Origin of the sequence: Mesorhizobium sp. M1143 (genome assembly GCF_040318435.1) — a bacterium.
Lineage (GTDB): Bacteria > Pseudomonadota > Alphaproteobacteria > Rhizobiales > Rhizobiaceae > Mesorhizobium.
Genome location: NZ_JAMYMJ010000037.1, coordinates 40140 through 58116, shown reverse-complemented (window position 1 = coordinate 58116; position 17977 = coordinate 40140). Strand labels below are relative to the sequence as shown.

Here is a 17977-nt window from a genome sequence, read left to right as displayed (position 1 = left end):
GTGCTTCAGGCTGTGCATCAGCGCTGTCGGCGCGCTTTGCGGATCGCTGGTCAGGAACACGGCGGTGCCGGACACCAGCTGCGGCTTCTTCTTCAGCAGATTGCCGGCGAGGAAATCGAGCGGGATTTCGTTGCGCCGGGTCTTGTCGAAGAGATAGCGGCTGCCGCGTATCCAGGTGGTCATGATCAGCCCCATGAGGCAGGCAACGGATATTGACACCCATCCGCCTTCCACGATCTTGACGACATTCGCCAGGAAGAAACCCATGTCGATGGTGCCGAACAGCAGCGCCAATGCCAGGGCGAGCCCAAGCTGCCATTTCCACAAATTGCGCATGACAACGAACAGCAGAATGGTTGTCATCAGCATCTCGCCGGTCACCGAAATTCCGTAAGCGGAAGCCAGCGAACTCGAGCTGCCGAAGCCGACAACCAGCAGCATCACTCCCATGGCGATGAGCAGGTTGACGCGCGGCATATAAATCTGGCCGCTCTGCATTTCGGACGTGTGCTGCACCTCGATGCGGGGCAGCAGGTTGAGTTGCACTGCCTGACGTGCCAGCGAAAAAGCACCCGAGATCACCGCCTGACTGGCGATCACGGTGGCGGCCGTTGCCAAGCCGACCATTGGCATCAGCGCCCAATCCGGCAACATCTCGAAGAATGGATTGGTCGGCCTGCCGCCATTCGCCAATACAAAGGCGCCCTGGCCGAAGTAGTTGAGCAGCAGGCAAGGAAACACCACGGAAAACCACGCGAGCACGATCGGCTTGCGCCCGAAATGTCCAAGGTCGACATAAAGCGCCTCGGCCCCCGTTACCGCCAGGAACACTGCACCAACGGTCACGAAAGCGGCGGTCGGCGTGCCGGCTAAGTAGGCGATCGCATAATACGGGTTGATCGCCAACAGCACCGAAGGATCATCCATCAGGTGGTAGAGCCCGGAAACGCCGATGGCCAGGAACCATAGCGCCGTCACCGGCCCGAATACTGCCGCCACCTTCCCCGTGCCGAAGCGCTGCACGGAGAACAGAAATGCCAGGATGACCAAGGTGATCGGAACGACATAGGCCTCCAGCGTCGGTGTCACCACTTCCAGGCCCTCAACTGCCGACAGCACGGAAATGGCCGGAGTTATGATAGCGTCTCCGAAAAAAAGCGACGCCCCGCAAAGTCCGATGCCGAGGATGAGCTTGGCGCCTTTTGGATAGGCGCTGCGCGCCAGCGCCATCAGGGACAGCGTGCCGCCCTCGCCCTTGTTGTCGGCGCGAAGCACGAAAGCGACGTATTTTATGGTGACGATAATCGTCAGCGCCCAGACGATCAGCGACAGCACGCCCAGGACATCTATACGCGTGTCGGTACCAGGCGAAGCGTGAAGCGCCTCGCGGAAGGCATAGATCGGGCTGGTGCCGATATCGCCATAGACGACGCCAAGCGCGCCCAGCATCAGAACTTTGGTGCTGTGCTGTTCAGTTTGGGAGTGGTTCGGTTGTTCGACGGGTTCAGCCTCGCTACCGATGCTGGAAAGAGCCATCGACTACTCCCCGATCACCGCGCGGTGCGCCTTGCTTGCTGTCATGCGATATCACCTTCGACACGAGCCTACCACCGCTACCAACCGCAAGCCTTCAGAAACCGCCCCACCGTGCCGGCCATGCCATACTCCAACGCATCGGCTGTCAACCCGTGTCCGATAGACACTTCGGCCAATGCCGGAATGCGCTTTGCCAATGCCGGAAGGTTGTTCACCACCAGATCGTGCCCGGCATTGACCTGGAGCCCGGCGGCGAGTGCGGCATCCGCGGTTTTTCCCAATCTTTCCAGCTCCTTCCGCGCCTTGGCGGAATCGGAATGATAGCTGCCGTAGGGCCCGGTATAGAGCTCGATGCGGTCGGCGCCGGTGTCGCGCGCGGCATTGACGCCGGTGGGATCCGGATCGGAAAACAGCGACACGCGGAAGCCCCCTTTTTTCAGACGCTTGACGATCGGCATAAGGAACGCCGCCTCGGCGGCAAAGTTCCAGCCATGGTCCGATGTCGCCTGCGCCGGATCGTCGGGCACCAGCGTCACCTGCTCCGGCTGGTGTCTTTCCACAAGCGCCAGAAAATCCTCGGTCGGGTAGCCCTCGATGTTGAATTCCGCCTTGGGAAACTCGTCGTCGATCAGCGCCCGGATCTCCGGCAGGTCGGAATGCCTGGTGTGGCGCTCGTCGGGCCGCGGATGAACCGTCAGCCCGTGCGCGCCGGCCGCCAGCGCCAGGCGGCCGAGCCCGGTGACGCTCGGCCACGGCAGGTCGCGGCGGTTGCGCAGCATGGCGATGGCGTTGAGATTGACCGAGAGTTTCGCGGGCATGGCGTGAGGTCCGGCTGTTTGTGCAGCGCATCTATACTGCCTTTGATGGGAACAGACAGGGGCTTTCGGGTGTTCCAGTGATGACATCTGCTCGCAAGGGGGAACCCAGCCAATGAATTTTCTCCAATCCGTGCCCGCGATCCGCCGCCTCGAAACCGACCGTGAGGACCTTTTCGCCATCGACGTCGTCGGCCATGTATCGGCAGCCGACGGCGAAAATCTGTTCGGATTGCTGGAGGCTCCTACGCGCTGCACCCGAGGATCGACGTCTTGGTGCGGCTGGTCGACCATGAGGGCGTCGACTGGATCGATATGGACGACGAGACGCTGAAACAAGGTACGGTTCATGCGCTAGAGCATATCGCCCGGTGCGCGACGATCGGTGAGCCGGACTGGATAGCGGATGCGCGGAACTTCCTTCCGGCTTCGCCACCCATCGAGTTCAGGCACTTCGCGGCCGAGGACGAAGCGGATGCCTGGCAATGGCTGGGTGCGACGCCACTCAGCCCTGCTGCGCCGGCTGCTACCTGACGCCGGCTATCTAACGCCAGCTATCCAACGCCAGTTATCTAACAATCGTCAGCCGCTCTGCCGCCCGCGTGATGGCGGTATAAAGCCAGCGCTGGCGGGTTTCCTTGAACGCCCAGCTCTCGTCGAACAGCACGACGTCGTTCCACTGCGAACCCTGCGCCTTGTGCACGGTCAGCGCGTAGCCATAGTCGAAATCGTCAAAGCGCTTCTTCTGCTGCCAGGGGATATCGGCGTCCGGATCCTCGAAAGCCGACTTGAGCAGCTTGATCTTGGCGACGCCGCGGTCGGGATCGTCCTCCTCGGGCGAGACCAGAAGGTTGATACCCGGCTTCACCGTCTCGCGCGACGAGGTCATCACCTTCCACAGCGAACCGTTGAGCAGGCCCTTGGCGGGGTCGTTGCGCAGGCAGACCAGCTTGTCGCCGGCCTGCGGATAATCGGCATTGAAACCCTTCAGCTCGCGCAGGCGCTGATTGTAGCGGCGGCGTGTGCGGTTGGTGCCGACCAACACCTGGTCCGCCTTCAGCACCAGCTCCTGGGTGACGTCCTCCTTGCCGATGACCTGCGCGGTGCCGTAGTCGCCACGCATGAACTCGCGGCCCTCGCGCACGTCGAGCGCCAGCTGGATGATCGGATTGTCGCGCGCCTGGCGGTGGATTTCGGTCAAGAGCACATCCGGCTCATGCTCGGTGAAAAAGCCGCCGCCCGAGATCGGCGGCAGCTGCGCCGGATCGCCAAGCACCAGGATCGGCGTGCCAAAACTCAGAAGGTCGCGGCCAAGCTGCTCGTCGACCATCGAGCATTCGTCGATGACCACCAGCTTCGCCCGTGAAATAGGACTTTGCCGATTGAGCGAGAAGGTCGGCGACATCGAGGTCTTGCCGGTCACCTCGTCCGACACCGATTCCTCGCCTTTCGGCCTATAGATCAGCGAATGGATGGTGCGGGCATTGACCGCGCCCTTGGAACGCAGCACCTGCGCCGCCTTGCCGGTGAAGGCGGCGAACTGCACCTGCCCGTCGACATGCTCGGCAAAATAGCGCGCCAGCGTGGTCTTGCCGGTGCCGGCATAGCCGAACAGCCGGAAGACCTGCGGCCGGCCCTCCTTGAGCCAGCGCGCGACCGCTTTCAGAGCCTCGTCCTGTTGGGGAGAGAATTCCATCGATTCGACAGACCGGATTCGCGAGAGAAAGACAAGCTTGGTGCCAACCACCGCTTAAAACGATGGGATTGCCTCACCTTCAACGGGACAAACTAGCAGGCGCAAATGCGAACGTAAAGTGAACATGCAAGCGGATAACGAACGATTTGAATTCAGGCATTTGAACCTAGATCGGGCAATGCCACTATCACGGACATGATCGAGATGCAGATCGGCGCAGACACCTATAAGCGAGGATATTGATGAGGTCGTTCGCAGACAGGCTGATCGGAAAGTCGATAAAGAAGATCGAAATCGGCGAACCTGGTTATGGCATCGTTGTCTCCTTGTCGGATGACGCAGGGTTCGCGATATATACCGAGGTCACGGCCTGTCTGAGTGACGAAAATGCCAGAACCATAGAACGTGTTACCATCAGCGACGAGCAAGTGATCCTCCACTTGGCTGACAACGACTTCGTCGCCATTTCCAAAAACCGTGGCCGCTTCGCCGTCGTTGAGGCGTTTGTCTATGGGGACGACGAAGGCATGGTCGTCGAAAATTAGTTGCATCGGCCGCCAGATTTCAAACACCAACCACAGGCGGACTATATGTTCGCGCCGCCGCCGCTACCTCTGGTCGGCCCGGGATCGTTCTCCAACAAAATCGGCTTGCCGTGCGGGGTTGCATGCGCGGCGCGTTCCCAGGCGGCGGCGAGCGTGTCGACGTCACTTTTTCCCGCGACGCCCTTGGCCGCCAGCAGCGTCTCCAGCGCAGCCAGCCAATGCTCGTAATAATCGTGGCCGTCGCTTGCGGCGCCCGGCTTCTTCACTTGCGCCGACAGCGCATCGGCCCATTCGCTCCACGAAAACAGGCCCTTGTCATGCAGCGCCACCGTCATGGCGAAGGCTTCGGCCTGCCAGGGTTCGGCGAATACCGGTTCGTCCAGACCCGCCGGCAATGCACCTTCAGGCCGGCTCAAGATAGCTCTCCCAAGCATCGATCGAGACGGTCAGCGTCGAGTCGGCGCCCTCGCCCCAGATTTCCGAGCCATCGAAGACCACGGTATAGACCCATTGCGGGTTTTCACCGTTGCCATGTGCGTTGCTGTCGGGGAACACAAAACCGTCACGCACGGCCTCGACAACTCCGTGCTTGCCGCGCGCATAACGCGGTAGCCTTGTGTGGCCGGTGGGATTGAAATTCTTTGTCCGCACCGGGTCGCCGGCCTTGAAGCGCGGCGCCGTCTCGACCGGCCGGTCGCAGGGACTGCCCTTGGCCAGTACCGCCGGCACGTTTTCGGCCTTCAACACCCTTTTGGGCGTCGCCGCCGGATCGACCGCCCGACCTTCCGTCAGATCGCGCTCGCTGACGAAGCCATGGCGCTTCAGCAGCACCTCGAGCGCTTTGATCCATATCTGGTAGTAGCTTGAGGAATAATAGACGGCCGGATGCAGCGATTCCCTGGCGTGCCGGCTCTCGTCGATGTTCCACGCGCCCATGGCGCCGGCAGTCAGCGTCACGCCGAGCGCCCGCCTCTCCCAATCCGCATGAAAATACGGTTCGTCCTTTTCGGGCGCGACCGGCCCGAAACCCATCTGCCCACCGAGATCCTGCGGCCCGTTCATGCCGGTACCTTCTTTGTCCCGGGTTCCTTGGCCACCGCCGTGCCGATCATCGCATCGCGGCTGACCAGTTCGGCGAGTTGGTCCTCACTCCAGCCTTCGGTACCGCCAGGCCGCATCGGCACCACGAGATAGCGCAGTTCGGCAGTCGAATCCCAGACGCGGATGTTTTTCTCCGCCGGCAAGGTCAGCCCGAACTCTTCGAGCACGCCGCGGGGATCGATCACCGCCCGCGAGCGATAGGGCGGCGCCTTGTACCAGACCGGCGGCAGCCCAAGCACCGACCACGGATAGCAGGAGCACAGCGTGCAGACGACGAGGTTGTGCGTCTCGTCCGTATTGAACACCGCCTGCATGTGCTCGCCCTGGCGGCCGCTATAGCTCAGCGACGCGATCGCTTCCGTCGCGTCGCGCTTCAGCCACTCGGCAAAGGCCGGATCGCTCCAGGCTTTCGCCACCACCCTGGCGCCGTTGCGCGGCCCGATCTTGGTCTCATAGGTGTCGACGATGACGTCGATTGCGGCCGGATCGATCAGGCCTTTTTCGGTGAGGATGGTCTCCAGCGCGCGCACGCGCGCCGCAAACGGGTCGAGCTCATTGTCGTGGTCATGATCATGGGACATGACCTCAGATTAGGATCGGCGGCACGCGGCCGCAAGCATGACAGCTTGGGCCACGGGCTATCGCCTATTCGGCGGCGGCCCTTTGCGGCTGGAGCCGATCCTCGGGACCGAACAGCGAGGCCTGCTCGCCGCTCTCGACCGCATGCAGCGCCGGCCTGTTCTTTTTCGAAGAGAAGAAGCTCACCAGCCAGCCGGAGAAATTCTCGAAAGAGACATAGATGACAGGGGTGACGAACAGCGTCAGCGCCTGGGAAGCGAGCAGCCCGCCGACGACCGCGACACCGAGCGGCTGGCGCAGCTCAGCACTGGCGCCGGTGCCGAGCGCGATCGGGAACGTGCCCATCAGCGCCGCCAACGTCGTCATCATGATCGGCCTGAAACGCATCAGGCACGCCTTGTGTATGGACTCCTTGGCCGACATGCCTTCTCGTCGCAGCTCCAGCGCGACGTCGACCATCATGATGCCGTTCTTCTTGACGATGCCGATCAGCATCAGGATGCCGATCACCGCGATCACCGACAGGTCCATGCCGGCAAAGCGCAGCGCGACCACCGCGCCCAGCACCGCCGAAGGCAGGCCGGTCAGAATGGTCAGCGGATGGATGAAGCTCTCATAGAGGATGCCGAGTACGATATAGATGGTCAGAACGGCGCCGCCGATCAGCAGGCCCTGATTGGCCAGCGAATCCTGGAAGGTCTTGGCGGTGCCGGCAAAGCTGGTCGAAATCGCCGGCGGCATGCCGATCTGCTCCTTCAGCGCGGCGATGCGGGCCGTGCTGTCGCCCAGCGCCACGCCTTGCGGCAGGTTGTAGGAGATGGTCACCGCCGGCAGCTGGCCGAGCTGGTTGACCGTCAGCGCGCCGGCGGTGCGGTCGACGCGGGCAAAGGCGCCGAGCGGCACCAGGCTGCCGCTTGCCGTCCTGACCTGGATGGCCAGCATGCGCTCGGGCGACCATTCGATGTTGGGATCGAGCTCCATGATGACTTCGTAGCTGTCGGCCAAGCCGAAGATCGTCGAGACCTGCTCCGTGCCGAAGCCGCCATAGAGACTGGAGCGCAGCGTGTCGGTGTCGATGCCGAGCGACGCCGCCTTGTCGCGATCGACCACCAGCGTCGCCTGCAATGAATTGTTCTGCAGATCGCTGGTGACGTCGGTGAAATTCGCATGATCGGCCGCCATCGCATCGTTGAGCTTTTGCGCCCATGTGTCGGTCAGGCCGGTATCGAGGCCCTGAACGACGAGCTGGTAGGCGCTGGCGGAAGAACGCGCGCCAAGTCGCAGGTTCTGCACCGGCTGCATATAGGCATCGATCCCCGGCACGACGGCCAGCTGCCGCCGCAGATCCGACAGCACCTTATCGATGTCGGGGCGCTGGCTCTTGTCCTTCAGCTGCACATAGAGCTGGCCCTGGTTCAGCGCATTGTTGCCGCCGCCGGCTGACCAGGCCACATGCGAGACATAGGGCGAACGCGAGAAGACACTTGCCGCCTGGTTCTGCAGCTTGACCATGGCGTCGTAGGAGATGTCCTGCCTGGCGATCGTCGTCACCGAGATCTGGCCGATATCCTCTTGCGGGAAAAAGCCTTTCGGCGAGACTTCGATCAGCCACACCGACCCTGCCGCCGTGCCGACAAAAACGAGGAACACCAGGAAAGTGTGGCGCAGGCAGAATGTCAGAAGCCGATCATAGCCGCGGGTGACGAAGTCCTGCTTGTGGCCGGGGGCGTGCTTGTCGCGATCGGCCTTGGTCACCGACAGCAGCCTTGAGCACAGCATCGGCGTCAGCGTCAGCGAGACGAACATCGAGGCAAGGATCGCGACCGTCACCACGACGGCGAATTCGTTGAAGATGCGGCCGATGACGCCGCCCATTAGAAGCACGGGGATGAACACCGCCACCAGCGAGATCGAGATCGAGATGATGGTGAAGCCGATTTCGCGCGCGCCCTTCAGCGAGGCATCGAAGGCCGAGAGACCGTCCTCCTCCATGTGGCGAAAGATGTTTTCCAGCATGACGATGGCGTCGTCGACGACGAGGCCGACTGCGAGCGTCAGTCCCATCAGCGAGATGTTGTCGATGGAAAAGCCGAACAGGAACATGGCGCCGAGCGTCGCGATCAGCGAGATCGGCACCGCCACGGCCGGAATGATGGTTGCGGTCACCCGGCGCAGGAAGACGAAGATCACCGTCACCACCAAAGCGATCGTCAGAAGCAGCGTGAACTGGACGTCGTCGACGGCCTGGCGGATCGAGGTCGAACGGTCGTTGAGCAGCTTGATGTCGGCGGCGGCCGGCATTTGGTCCTTGAACGACGGCAGCATCGCCTTGACCTTGTCGACGACGTCGACGGTGTTGGCGTCGGGCTGGCGCTGCACCGCCAGGATGATGGCGCGCGTGCCGTCATACCAGCTTGCAGTCGTCGTGGTCTCGACCGAGTCGATGACGCGGGTCACCTCGCCCAGCCGCACCGGATGGCCGTTCTTGGTGGCGATGATGAGGTTGGAGAACCCGGCGGCATCGGTGAGCTGCGTATTGGCCGTGATGGTCAGCTGCTGCTTGTCGTTCTGCAACACGCCAAGCGGCGTGTTTGAGTTGGCCGAGGCGATCGCCGTCTGCAGCTGATCGATCGAAATGCCGCGCGCGGCAAGTGCGGTCGGATCGATCTGCACGCGCACCGCATATTTCTGCTGGCCGAAGATCGACACCTGCGCCACGCCGTCGATGGTCGACAGCGAGGGCGAGATGACGTTTTCGGCGAAGGCGTCGAGGTCGGTGAGCGGAACCGTGTCGCTGACCAGCGACATCAAAAGGATCGGCGCGTCGGCCGGATTGACCTTGCGATAGCTCGGCGGCGCCGTCATCTCGGGCGGCAGCTGGCGCTGCGTGCGCGCGATCGCTGCCTGCACATCGGCGGCGGCAGCGTCGATATCCCTGTTGAGCACGAACTGGATGGCGATCGAGGTGCGTCCCAGCGAATTGCTGGTCGAGATCGAATCGATGCCGGCAATGGTGGCGAACTGCTTGATCAGCGGCGTCGCCACCGAAGTGGCCATGGTTTCGGGCGAAGCGCCGGCCAGGGTGGCCGAGACGTTGACGACCGGGAATTCGGCGCTCGGCAGCGCCGCCACCGGCAGGAACTTGTAGGCGAACAGCCCGCCCAGCACGAGGGCGAACGACATCAGCAGCGTGGCGACAGGCCTGCGTATGCAGAATTCGGAAATCATTGGGCAGCCGCCTTGCCGGCCTCGGCGACCTTGGGAGCAGCTTGATCACCGCCGGCCGCCTTGCCTTCGTGAATGGCGGCGCCGTCCTTCAGCCTGGTCTGGCCCTCGACCACCACCTTCTCGCCTGATTTGACGCCCTCGCTGATGGCGCTGTTTTCGCCTTCGGTCAGCGCCACCTGCACCGGTCGCATCTCGACCGTGTTGTCGGGCTTGACGACATAGACGAACGGTCCCTTTTGGCTGGGCTGCACGGCAACGGTCGGGATGGATGTCATCTGCGGCATGATGCCAGCGTCGAGCACGACATTCACATATTGGCCGGGCCACAGTGAAAGATCGGCGTTGGGAATGCTCGCCCGTGTCGCGATGGTGCCGGACGCGGTGTCGACGCTGGAATCGACGAAGTCGAGCGTGCCGTTGCCGATCGGCGTCGGATCGCCATCCTTGGTCAGCGTCACCGCGCCTTGCTGCGGGTTGGCCAGCGCCTTGTGCAGCAGCGCCAGGTTGCTCTCCGGCAGGTTGAAGTTGACTTGCAGCGGATCCATCTCGGTGATCGTCACCAGCGGCGTGGCCGTGCTCGAGTTGCCGTTGCTCAAGGTGACGAGGTCACCGACCGAAACGTTGACCGCGCCCAGCCGGCCGGCAATCGGCGCCTTGATGCTGGCAAAGCCGAGCTGGACATTGTCGGCGTCGATCGTCGCCTTGTCGGCATCGACCGTCGCCGCGGCAGCCTTTTGCGCCGCCACCGCCTGATCGTAAGTCTGCTGCGTGCCGGCCTGCTTGGCGACGAGATCCTTGGCGCGCTGAAGGTCGGAGCCCGAACTGGTTAGCAGCGCCTGGTCCTTGGCGAGCGTCGCCTGATCCTTGGCAAGCTGCGCCTTGAGCGCCCTGTCGTCGAGCGAGAACAGCAGGTCGCCGGCCTTCACCATCTGGCCGTCCTTGACGTCGATCGATACGATCTGGCTGGACACGCGGGCGTTGATGTTGACCACGGCCGGCGACGACACGAAGCCGATGGCGTAACGGCGGATCGGAAAATCGGCCGTTGTCGCGGTGGCCGAGACGATCGAGGCCGAACGGGCGGCATTGCCGCCGGCGCCGGATTTGCCCCCTGCCTTGTCGGCCGAAGCCTTGTCCGATCCAGCCGGCTTGTCCGCCGCTGCCGTCTGCCTGGCGCCCGGCAGCATCTGCTGCAGACTGCTCATCGCCGCCGGCGAAAAATAGACCCATGCCGCGGCGACACAGGCCGCTGCCACCACCACCGCCAGAACGACTTTACCGCGCATCGACTAAAAGCCCTATGATCCGACACGCCGAACCCGGTGGTCTCATTCTACGCAATCACGGCGCCTTGCCGCGATCTCGCCGAAGTAGATAGGACGCACATTTGTCGGAAAAGGGCCAAAACACGGCATTACGAAGATTTAATGTGCACTGCACAATGACTATGCAGCCGGCTCAGCAGTCGGAAAACCAGCCAGGATGCGGTTGAGATCTCAGGCGGGATGCGTCTATTTCAGCATCGGCCAGAGCGTCGCCGCCAAGAGCACGCCCATGGCGATGTTGAACCATTTCAGCCGCACCGGATCCGACAGGAACCCGCGCAGCGCTGTGCCGAAACCGGCCCACATCGAGACGCTCGGCAGGTTGACGACGGTGAAGGCGATCGCGATCAGCGCCACCGACAGGAACGGGTGGTCCGGATTGGAGTAGACGGCCATGGCGGTGATCGCCATCACCCAGGCTTTCGCATTGACCCACTGGAATGCGGCTGCCTCGATGAACCGCATCGGCCGTGCCTCCGTCTCACCCTTGCTGGACAGCGAGCGCGACATGGCGATCTTCCAGGCGAGATAGAGCAGATAGGCAGCGCCGGCGATCTTCAATCCGGTGTGCAAGGCCGGAAACGCCGTAAGCACCGCGCCCAGGCCAAAGCCGACAGCAAGCAACAGCACCAGGAAACCCATGCTGATGCCCAGCATATGCGGGATGGTTCTGACCAGGCCGAAATTCACGCCCGACGCCAAGAGCATGAGGTTGTTCGGCCCCGGCGTGATCGAGGTCACGAAGGCGTAGACCAAAAGGGCAAGGAAAGCGTCGAGGGTCATGACGGCTCACAAAGGTCAGCAATGCTGACTTAAATCGACAGAGCGCTGGACGCAACCTCATTCCATTGGTCCAAAGCGCTCCGCCGTGATCCGCCTATCCCGAGCCAGCCAGGCCGGCACAGTCTACCTGCCGTGGGCCCGCGCCGACAACAGGCTGGGAGCGGCGGCGGCCTCCTGACGGCCAGCCACACGCCGCAGGCCTTTGCGCCTCGGCGTGTTCCCGGGAAGCTTCACGCCATGCGCGAGGCCGAGGGCAGCCAGGATGCGGATGAAGAGCCAGCCGAGATCGATCTGCCCGCGTTCCAGGCCGAGCTTTGCGGATTCGGGAAACGCATGGTGATTGCCGTGGAAACTCTCGCCAAAGGTCACCAGGCCGAAACGCGGCAGGTTGTAGCCCTGCACGGCAACGCCATCGACGCGCCAGCCCTGCTGCCCGCTGCGATGTGCGAAATGCCCGACCAGCCAATGCCCGGTCAGCGACACGGAGATACGCACCGCAATGCCCCAGACCACCCAGCTCCACCCGCCGAGGAGCAAGAAAAGGATCGCCCACGGCAGTTGCTGCAGCATCCAGGTCCGCTCGACGAATTTGTAGAAGCGGTCGTTTCTGATCGACGGCTCGATGACGAAGTCAGGCGGATTGCGCAACGCTACGGCGCAATGCATTTGCCAGAAAGCGTCGGTGAAGAAAGGCCGGCGGTGGGCGTGCAGGTCGTGACAAGCCGTCTGGCGCTGCGCCCAGTCTCGTATGTCATGCGCATAGATCATGCCGAACGGACCGGCCATGCCGACGAGCGTGCCGAGATAGACCAGCGCGTGTTTGAGCCAGATGTGAACCTTGAACGAGCGATGGATGAGCAGGCGATGCATGCCGACCGAGTGTCCGGCGCAGATCGTCACCGCCGTCGTCGCTACGAACAGGGCGAAAGCGCTCCAGCTGAAGGTCAGCGGCCCGAACACCAACGCAATCAGCGTCATCGCACCGACCCAGATCGACTTGGCCGGCATCCAGACGACCTCGCCATCTTCGGCATCGCTCAAGGGCTGCGAGATCATTCTGCCTGTGGATATGGTCTTCATCGGTACCCCTCCTCTGCAGGAAACATTTCCGGACCAAAGAGCCTTGCCTTCCGGCGCGCCGGCGCTTATTTAGGCAATAAGCTAACTATCTACTATTCCGATTTAGGTATTTAGGCAATAGACTAAATACCGGAAGCGAAACGACAGAGGCAGGCGGTGATCGAAGACAATGCAGCGGATGGCGACACGGCTATCGGGGCAAGCAGCGCCATACAGCGCGTGTTCGAGGCGCTGTCATCGCAGCCGAGGCGCAAGATCCTCGCCTATCTCGCCCACTCCTCGCTGACCGCGGGCGAGATCGCGGCGCGCTTCGACATGTCGAAGCCGTCGATCTCGCAGCATCTGAGCATCCTGGAGACGGCCGGCCTCATCGCCAGGGAGCGGCAGGGACAATTCATCCGCTACTCGCTGGTCCAGAACAATCTGGTTAACACGCTGAACGGCTTCGTCCAGGACGTCTGTCCGGTATCGCGCCCGATCAAAAGGGAGAGTAAGAATCTGGCGAGCGGCAAGGTCGATCCCAAGCCGGTAAAATAGTTGGACTGAGACTACATCCCTTGCGGGCCGCGGTTCATCGCCGCCACGCCGGTGCGGCAGATCTCGACCAGGCCGAGCGGCTTCATGATGGCGATGAACTGGTCGAGCTTCGAACCCTTGCCGGTAATCTCGAAGATGAAGTGCTCGGTGTTGGCGTCGATGACCGAAGCGCGAAAAGCGTCCGCCAGACGCAGCGCCTCGACGCGGGCTTCGCCGGTGCCGGCGACCTTGACCAGCGCCAACTCGCGTTCCAGCGGCCGCTCCTGGCCGAACTCGTGCGAGCGCACGGTGAGATCGACGACGCGATGCACCGGTACGATGCGTTCGAGCTGGTGCTTGATCTGCTCCAGCACATGCGGCGTGCCGCGCGTCACGATGGTGATGCGCGACAGGTGCTTCTCGTGTTCGGTCTCGGAGACGGTGAGGCTCTCGATGTTATAACCGCGGCCGGAAAAGAGGCCGATGACCCGGGCAAGCACACCGGGCTCATTGTCGACCAGCACGGAGAGCGTGTGGTTCTCCGGCTTTTCCGTTTCCTTGGCGATGAAATAGGCGGAGCCGGTCGGTTGAAGCTGTGCGTTCATGACATGAATCTCGATTTCAGACTTTGAGCTAATTCTCTGTTTGCGCACGGCTTCTCGCGACAGCCCTGCCCCGGCTTGGACCTAGACCAGTTCCCTGCCCTTGGCGTCGATGGCGTTGGCCACGGCTTCGTCGGTCGCCTCGTCGGGCAGGAGCATTTCATTATGCGCCTTGCCCGACGGGATCATCGGGAAGCAGTTGGCGAGCGTCGCCACCCGGCAATCGAACAGCACCGGCTTCTTCACCGCGATCATCTCCTTGATCGCATCGTCCAGCTCGTCCGGCTTCTCGCAGCGAATGCCATGGCCGCCATATGCGTCGGCCAGCTTGACGAAGTCGGGCATCGCTTCGGTGTAGGAATGCGACAGACGGTTGCCGTGCAGCAGCTGCTGCCACTGGCGCACCATGCCCATATACTGGTTGTTGAGGATGAAGATCTTGATCGGCGCATTGTGCTGCACCGCCGCGCTCATCTCCTGCATCGTCATCTGCACCGAGGCATCGCCTGCGATGTCGATGACCAGCGCATCCGGGTGCGCGATCTGCACGCCGAGCGCAGCCGGCAGACCGTAGCCCATCGTGCCCAACCCGCCCGACGTCATCCAGCGGTTCGGCTTCTCGAAATGATAGTGCTGCGCCGCCCACATCTGGTGCTGGCCGACCTCGGTGGTGATGTAGGTGTCCATGTCCTTGGTCAGTTCGTAGAGCCGCTGGATGGCATATTGCGGCATGATCACATCGTGGTTCATCTTGAACGCGAGCGAGTCACGCGCGCGCCATTTGGCGATCTGCTCCCACCAGGGATGGAGCGCCTTCTTGTCGGCCTTGGCGCTCGCCCGCCACAGCCGCACCATGTCCTCCAGCACCCGGCCGACATCGCCGATGATGGGCACTTCCGTGTGCACGTTCTTGTTGATCGACGATGGATCGATGTCGATGTGGATCTTCTTCGAGTTGGGCGAGAAGGCGGTCAGCCGTCCGGTGATGCGGTCGTCGAAGCGCGCGCCGATGCAGATCATCACGTCGCAATCATGCATCGCCATATTGGCTTCATAAGTGCCGTGCATGCCCAGCATGCCCATCCAGTTCTTGCCCGATGCCGGATACGCGCCGAGGCCCATCAGCGTCGAGGTGATCGGGAAGCCGGTGAGGTCGACCAGTTCGCGCAGAAGATGGCTGGCCTCCGGACCGGAGTTGATGACGCCGCCGCCCGAATAGATGATCGGCTTCTTGGCGCTGGCCATCAGTTCGACGGCGGCCTTGATCTTTTCCAGGTCGCCCTGGACCTTCGGCTGGTAGCTGGTGCGCGGCGCCGCCTGCGGCGGCACATAGATGCCTTTGGCGAACTGCACATCCTTCGGAATGTCGACCACCACCGGGCCGGGGCGGCCGGTCGTCGCGACATGGAAGGCCTCATGGATGGTGGCGGCCAATTCGTTGACGTCCTTCACCAGCCAGTTGTGCTTGGTGCAGGGGCGCGTGATGCCGACCGTGTCGCACTCCTGGAACGCGTCGGAGCCGATCAGCGAAGTCGGCACCTGCCCGGTCAGGCAGACCAGCGGGATCGAATCCATCAGCGCATCCTGCAGCGGCGTCACCGCATTGGTGGCGCCCGGGCCGGAGGTCACCAGCATGACGCCGGCCTTGCCGGTCGAGCGGGCATAGCCTTCGGCCGCATGCCCTGCGCCTTGCTCGTGGCGGACGAGGATGTGCTCGACCTCGTCCTGCTGGAAGATTTCGTCATAGATCGGAAGCACCGCGCCGCCGGGATAACCGAAGACATGCTTGACGCCATTGTCCTTCAGCGCCTGCACCACCATTTCGGCGCCAGTCATTTCCCTGTTTGGTATTTCGCGCCGTTCGTTCTGTCCGTTGCTCATCGGTCTGGTCCCGTACTTCTAGCCATGAGGCGATTGCTGGTCGTTTAGTCGTGTTTCGGCAATAAAAAAGGCCCCCGATGGGAGCCTGTGTGTTGCGCATGGGAGGTTTTCGCCCGGCGGTTACACCGCCTTGCCCACGCGCTTTCCTACGAGAATGAGTGCCTTTTTCATCGTGGCGGACACTACGAGGGTGAAAGGCAAGGTGTCAACGGGAAAAACGCGCGATGCGAAAGACAAAGCAAGTGGCCCGCCCCCACTGGTCGGCGGGCCACCGCGGCGCATACGATACCCCTAATCGCACCGCGCCGGGAACAAGAGTCACTGCCGTGTCACGTCAGGATCAGCACGATCTTGTACGTATCCGGGTCGACGATGACGATGCGCCCGTCGGCCAGCACGAAGTACTCATAGGATTCGTAGGCCGGGACGATCTTGACAATGCGCGCCGGCAGACGGTGCAGGCGCACTTTGTGCCGCGGCACCTCGATGCCGACCGAAATGTCGAAGTCGACGTTCTTCACCGGCTCAACCCTGGTCTCGTGGATGATTTGCGTGACCTGCGTCTTCTGCTCGACGGTCACGTTGTTGATCGAGGCCGTATTGCCCTGGTCGGTCTGAACGTTTGTGTTGCCCTGAGCGTTCTGCTCGGTGGTGGTCCCGGCCTTGCCCTGGGCCTGCTGGTCCGTGCTGGTGCCGGTCTGGCCCTGAGCGTTCTGCTCGGTGCTGGTCCCGGCTTTGCCCTGAGCCTGCTTCTCGGTGCTGGTGCCGGTCTGGCCCTGAGCGTTCTGCTCGGTGCTGGTCCCGGCCTTGCCTTGGGCCTGTTCATCCGTCTTGAGCTTGGCCTTGCCCTGAGCCTGCTTCTCGGTGCTGGTGCCGGTCTGGCCCTGAGCATTCTGCTCGGTGCTGGTCCCGGCCTTGCCCTGGGCCTGTTCATCGGTCTTGAGCTTGGCCTTGCCCTGAGCCTGCTGACCGGTCGTGGCGCCGGCCTGACCCTGAGCATTCTGCTCGGTACTGGTCCCGGCCTTGCCCTGTGCCTGTTCATCCGTCTTGAGCTTGGCTTTGCCCTGAGCCTGCTGATCGGTCGTGGCGCCAGCCTGGCCCTGTGCATTCTGATCGGTCTGTGACTTCATCTTGCCTTGCGCCTGTTCGCCGGCCTTGCCGCCCTTCTGGCAATCGGCCGCGCCGGCGGCGCAGTTGTCGCCGCCGCTCGGCTGCACGGCCTGGGTCTGGGCGATCGCGGCGCCGCACCCGACGCCAAGCGCAATCATGCTTGTGATCAACACATGTTTCATCTGCTTTCTCCTTAAAGAGTCGGTCCCTCAGCCTAGCCAACTCTGCCAAAAATACTTTGTTCCATATTTTGTTAATAAAATCGGGCTTCTAAGAAGACCAATGAATGTAGGCAGTAATTTTGCAACAATCACCTACAAATTGCATCAAACAATTAATGCAACGCAACATTTTGCTTTTTCTGAGCTTGTGATCCCGTAGCGATGACACCAGGCTCACAAGCTTAGAAATACTCCCGTCGTCAAGACCAGGATGGCTACCCCGAAAACAGGCAAGAGCAACCATCGTGCCTGATGGACGCTGTTGTCCATTAACGCCTCCCATAAGTGCTGATCTCAACGATGCGAGGAACCCTGTGTTCCGCCCTGAAGAGGCTCTAGGACCTCTACAGCCTGGCACCAGACTTTGGTCCCTCCCTCTATAGTCCATTGGCCCGATGACGCCCGGACCGAAGCCCCACGCGGGAACGCAGCCGCGAAAAGCCCGTTCGGCTCCCGGTGTGCATCAACTCACCTAACACCACCCGTATCGGAATCGAGCTCGCGCAAGATGCATGAGCGTTGCTCGCATGAAGGAGAGAATCATGACGACCATGTACCAGTCGACCGCAATTGCCGGATTCTTGCTGCTCGCGAGCGCGGGCGTAGTTGCCGCTCAAGACGTCATCATCGCGCCGGAGCAGGAAACGGTTGTGCGCGAATACGTGAAAAAGCAGCCCCTTGCGTCGGTGAAGATTCCAGGTGTCGAATTGAACGTGGGGACCGCCATTCCCGACACGGTGGAACTGCATGAAGTGCCGAGCGTCAAGTATCGCTACGTTGTGGTCGACGGGCGAACCGTGCTGGTCGACCCCGGCACGCGGAAGATCGTCAAGATCATACAGTAACGCTGATCCCACCGCCGTTCCCCGCGGGTGGCGGTGGGATCATGCCCTGAAATTGCGGTTTCCCAGGCAATTCAACCTAGCGCTTGCTCGCACCATCGACCGTTCTAGATGTAG

General features: G+C 62.1%; 17 protein-coding genes. 4 read left to right on the top strand and 13 right to left on the bottom strand.

Annotated features, from left to right (window positions below; all coding sequences use genetic code 11):
- Both NKH35_RS22195 and NKH35_RS22190 read right to left on the bottom strand, forming a co-directional pair.
- Positions 1 to 1536, bottom strand: a 1536-nt coding sequence (locus NKH35_RS22195) for a potassium transporter Kup (protein ID WP_352916399.1), incomplete at its 3' end; no start/stop codon positions are given.
- A 77-nt stretch (positions 1537 to 1613) separates the two neighbouring features.
- On the bottom strand, positions 1614 to 2354 hold the full coding sequence (locus NKH35_RS22190; RefSeq protein ID WP_352916397.1) for a pyridoxine 5'-phosphate synthase: 741 nt from the start codon (positions 2352 to 2354) through the stop codon (positions 1614 to 1616).
- Between the two features lie 273 nt (positions 2355 to 2627).
- Between NKH35_RS22190 and NKH35_RS22185 the strand changes: the two genes are divergently transcribed.
- A complete protein-coding gene (locus tag NKH35_RS22185; RefSeq protein WP_352916401.1) occupies positions 2628 to 2885 on the top strand; it encodes a SpoIIAA family protein in 258 nt (85 codons plus the stop codon).
- A 34-nt stretch (positions 2886 to 2919) separates the two neighbouring features.
- Here NKH35_RS22185 and NKH35_RS22180 read toward each other — a convergent pair whose 3' ends face one another.
- Positions 2920 to 4047 (bottom strand): ATP-dependent DNA helicase, encoded by a 1128-nt coding sequence (locus NKH35_RS22180; RefSeq protein ID WP_023668361.1) that lies wholly within the window; start codon positions 4045 to 4047, stop codon positions 2920 to 2922.
- Positions 4048 to 4289: 242 nt separating this feature from the next.
- Between NKH35_RS22180 and NKH35_RS22175 the strand changes: the two genes are divergently transcribed.
- On the top strand, positions 4290 to 4592 hold the full coding sequence (locus tag NKH35_RS22175; RefSeq protein ID WP_023714736.1) for a hypothetical protein: 303 nt from the start codon (positions 4290 to 4292) through the stop codon (positions 4590 to 4592).
- 41 nt (positions 4593 to 4633) lie between these two features.
- Here NKH35_RS22175 and NKH35_RS22170 read toward each other — a convergent pair whose 3' ends face one another.
- The 7 genes from NKH35_RS22170 to NKH35_RS22140 all read right to left on the bottom strand — a co-directional run bounded on the left by NKH35_RS22170 (position 4634) and on the right by NKH35_RS22140 (position 12688).
- On the bottom strand, positions 4634 to 5008 hold the full coding sequence (locus NKH35_RS22170) for a nitrile hydratase accessory protein (RefSeq protein ID WP_023725319.1): 375 nt from the start codon (positions 5006 to 5008) through the stop codon (positions 4634 to 4636).
- Complete coding sequence (nthB, locus tag NKH35_RS22165; protein ID WP_352842010.1) at positions 4995 to 5654, bottom strand: nitrile hydratase subunit beta; 660 nt, start codon at positions 5652 to 5654, stop codon at positions 4995 to 4997. The genes NKH35_RS22170 and nthB overlap by 14 nt, the downstream gene beginning before the upstream one ends.
- A complete protein-coding gene (gene nthA, locus NKH35_RS22160) occupies positions 5651 to 6274 on the bottom strand; it encodes a nitrile hydratase subunit alpha (protein ID WP_023815545.1) in 624 nt (207 codons plus the stop codon). The genes nthB and nthA overlap by 4 nt, the downstream gene beginning before the upstream one ends.
- A 64-nt stretch (positions 6275 to 6338) precedes the next feature.
- A complete protein-coding gene (locus NKH35_RS22155; RefSeq protein WP_352916395.1) occupies positions 6339 to 9500 on the bottom strand; it encodes an efflux RND transporter permease subunit in 3162 nt (1053 codons plus the stop codon).
- On the bottom strand, positions 9497 to 10786 hold the full coding sequence (locus NKH35_RS22150) for an efflux RND transporter periplasmic adaptor subunit (protein WP_023688076.1): 1290 nt from the start codon (positions 10784 to 10786) through the stop codon (positions 9497 to 9499). The genes NKH35_RS22155 and NKH35_RS22150 overlap by 4 nt, the downstream gene beginning before the upstream one ends.
- 225 nt (positions 10787 to 11011) lie before the next feature.
- On the bottom strand, positions 11012 to 11608 hold the full coding sequence (locus NKH35_RS22145) for a LysE family translocator (RefSeq protein WP_023688075.1): 597 nt from the start codon (positions 11606 to 11608) through the stop codon (positions 11012 to 11014).
- A 123-nt stretch (positions 11609 to 11731) separates the two neighbouring features.
- Positions 11732 to 12688, bottom strand: coding sequence for an acyl-CoA desaturase (locus NKH35_RS22140; protein WP_023714739.1), 957 nt, complete (start codon positions 12686 to 12688; stop codon positions 11732 to 11734).
- A gap of 156 nt (positions 12689 to 12844) precedes the next feature.
- Here NKH35_RS22140 and NKH35_RS22135 point away from each other — a divergent pair, with 156 nt between their 5' ends.
- Complete coding sequence (locus tag NKH35_RS22135) at positions 12845 to 13225, top strand: metalloregulator ArsR/SmtB family transcription factor (RefSeq protein ID WP_023702997.1); 381 nt, start codon at positions 12845 to 12847, stop codon at positions 13223 to 13225.
- A gap of 11 nt (positions 13226 to 13236) precedes the next feature.
- On the opposite strand, the gene ilvN is transcribed toward NKH35_RS22135, so the two are convergent.
- From ilvN to NKH35_RS22120, 3 genes are all read right to left on the bottom strand, one after another.
- The gene (gene ilvN, locus NKH35_RS22130) at positions 13237 to 13809 is read right to left on the bottom strand and encodes an acetolactate synthase small subunit (protein ID WP_023668352.1); all 573 of its coding nucleotides are present in this window, start codon (positions 13807 to 13809) and stop codon (positions 13237 to 13239) included.
- Between the two features lie 81 nt (positions 13810 to 13890).
- Entirely contained in the window at positions 13891 to 15687 is a 1797-nt protein-coding gene (locus NKH35_RS22125; protein WP_023690916.1) for an acetolactate synthase 3 large subunit, read from the bottom strand.
- 329 nt (positions 15688 to 16016) lie between these two features.
- The gene (locus tag NKH35_RS22120; RefSeq protein ID WP_352667999.1) at positions 16017 to 16979 is read right to left on the bottom strand and encodes a DUF1236 domain-containing protein; all 963 of its coding nucleotides are present in this window, start codon (positions 16977 to 16979) and stop codon (positions 16017 to 16019) included.
- Positions 16980 to 17560: 581 nt separating this feature from the next.
- On the opposite strand from NKH35_RS22120, the gene NKH35_RS22115 reads away from it, so the two are divergent.
- Positions 17561 to 17863 carry a DUF1236 domain-containing protein gene (locus tag NKH35_RS22115; RefSeq protein ID WP_023731684.1) on the top strand — a complete coding sequence of 101 codons (303 nt, stop codon included), beginning with the start codon at positions 17561 to 17563 and terminating at the stop codon, positions 17861 to 17863.
- Positions 17864 to 17977: the final 114 nt, after the last annotated feature.

Bases quoted from the DNA above. Each gene is read 5' to 3' on its own strand.
- NKH35_RS22155 (WP_352916395.1), bottom strand. From the start codon at position 9,500: ATGATTTCCGAATTCTGCATACGCAGGCCTGTCGCCACGCTGCTGATG.
- NKH35_RS22150 (WP_023688076.1), bottom strand. From the start codon at position 10,786: ATGCGCGGTAAAGTCGTTCTGGCGGTGGTGGTGGCAGCGGCCTGTGTC.
- NKH35_RS22125 (WP_023690916.1), bottom strand. From the start codon at position 15,687: ATGAGCAACGGACAGAACGAACGGCGCGAAATACCAAACAGGGAAATG.
- NKH35_RS22115 (WP_023731684.1), top strand. From the start codon at position 17,561: ATGACGACCATGTACCAGTCGACCGCAATTGCCGGATTCTTGCTGCTC.
- NKH35_RS22180 (WP_023668361.1), bottom strand. From the start codon at position 4,047: ATGGAATTCTCTCCCCAACAGGACGAGGCTCTGAAAGCGGTCGCGCGC.
- ilvN (WP_023668352.1), bottom strand. From the start codon at position 13,809: ATGAACGCACAGCTTCAACCGACCGGCTCCGCCTATTTCATCGCCAAG.
- NKH35_RS22190 (WP_352916397.1), bottom strand. From the start codon at position 2,354: ATGCCCGCGAAACTCTCGGTCAATCTCAACGCCATCGCCATGCTGCGC.
- nthB (WP_352842010.1), bottom strand. From the start codon at position 5,654: ATGAACGGGCCGCAGGATCTCGGTGGGCAGATGGGTTTCGGGCCGGTC.
- NKH35_RS22120 (WP_352667999.1), bottom strand. From the start codon at position 16,979: ATGAAACATGTGTTGATCACAAGCATGATTGCGCTTGGCGTCGGGTGC.
- nthA (WP_023815545.1), bottom strand. From the start codon at position 6,274: ATGTCCCATGATCATGACCACGACAATGAGCTCGACCCGTTTGCGGCG.
- NKH35_RS22140 (WP_023714739.1), bottom strand. From the start codon at position 12,688: ATGAAGACCATATCCACAGGCAGAATGATCTCGCAGCCCTTGAGCGAT.
- NKH35_RS22145 (WP_023688075.1), bottom strand. From the start codon at position 11,608: ATGACCCTCGACGCTTTCCTTGCCCTTTTGGTCTACGCCTTCGTGACC.
- NKH35_RS22175 (WP_023714736.1), top strand. From the start codon at position 4,290: ATGAGGTCGTTCGCAGACAGGCTGATCGGAAAGTCGATAAAGAAGATC.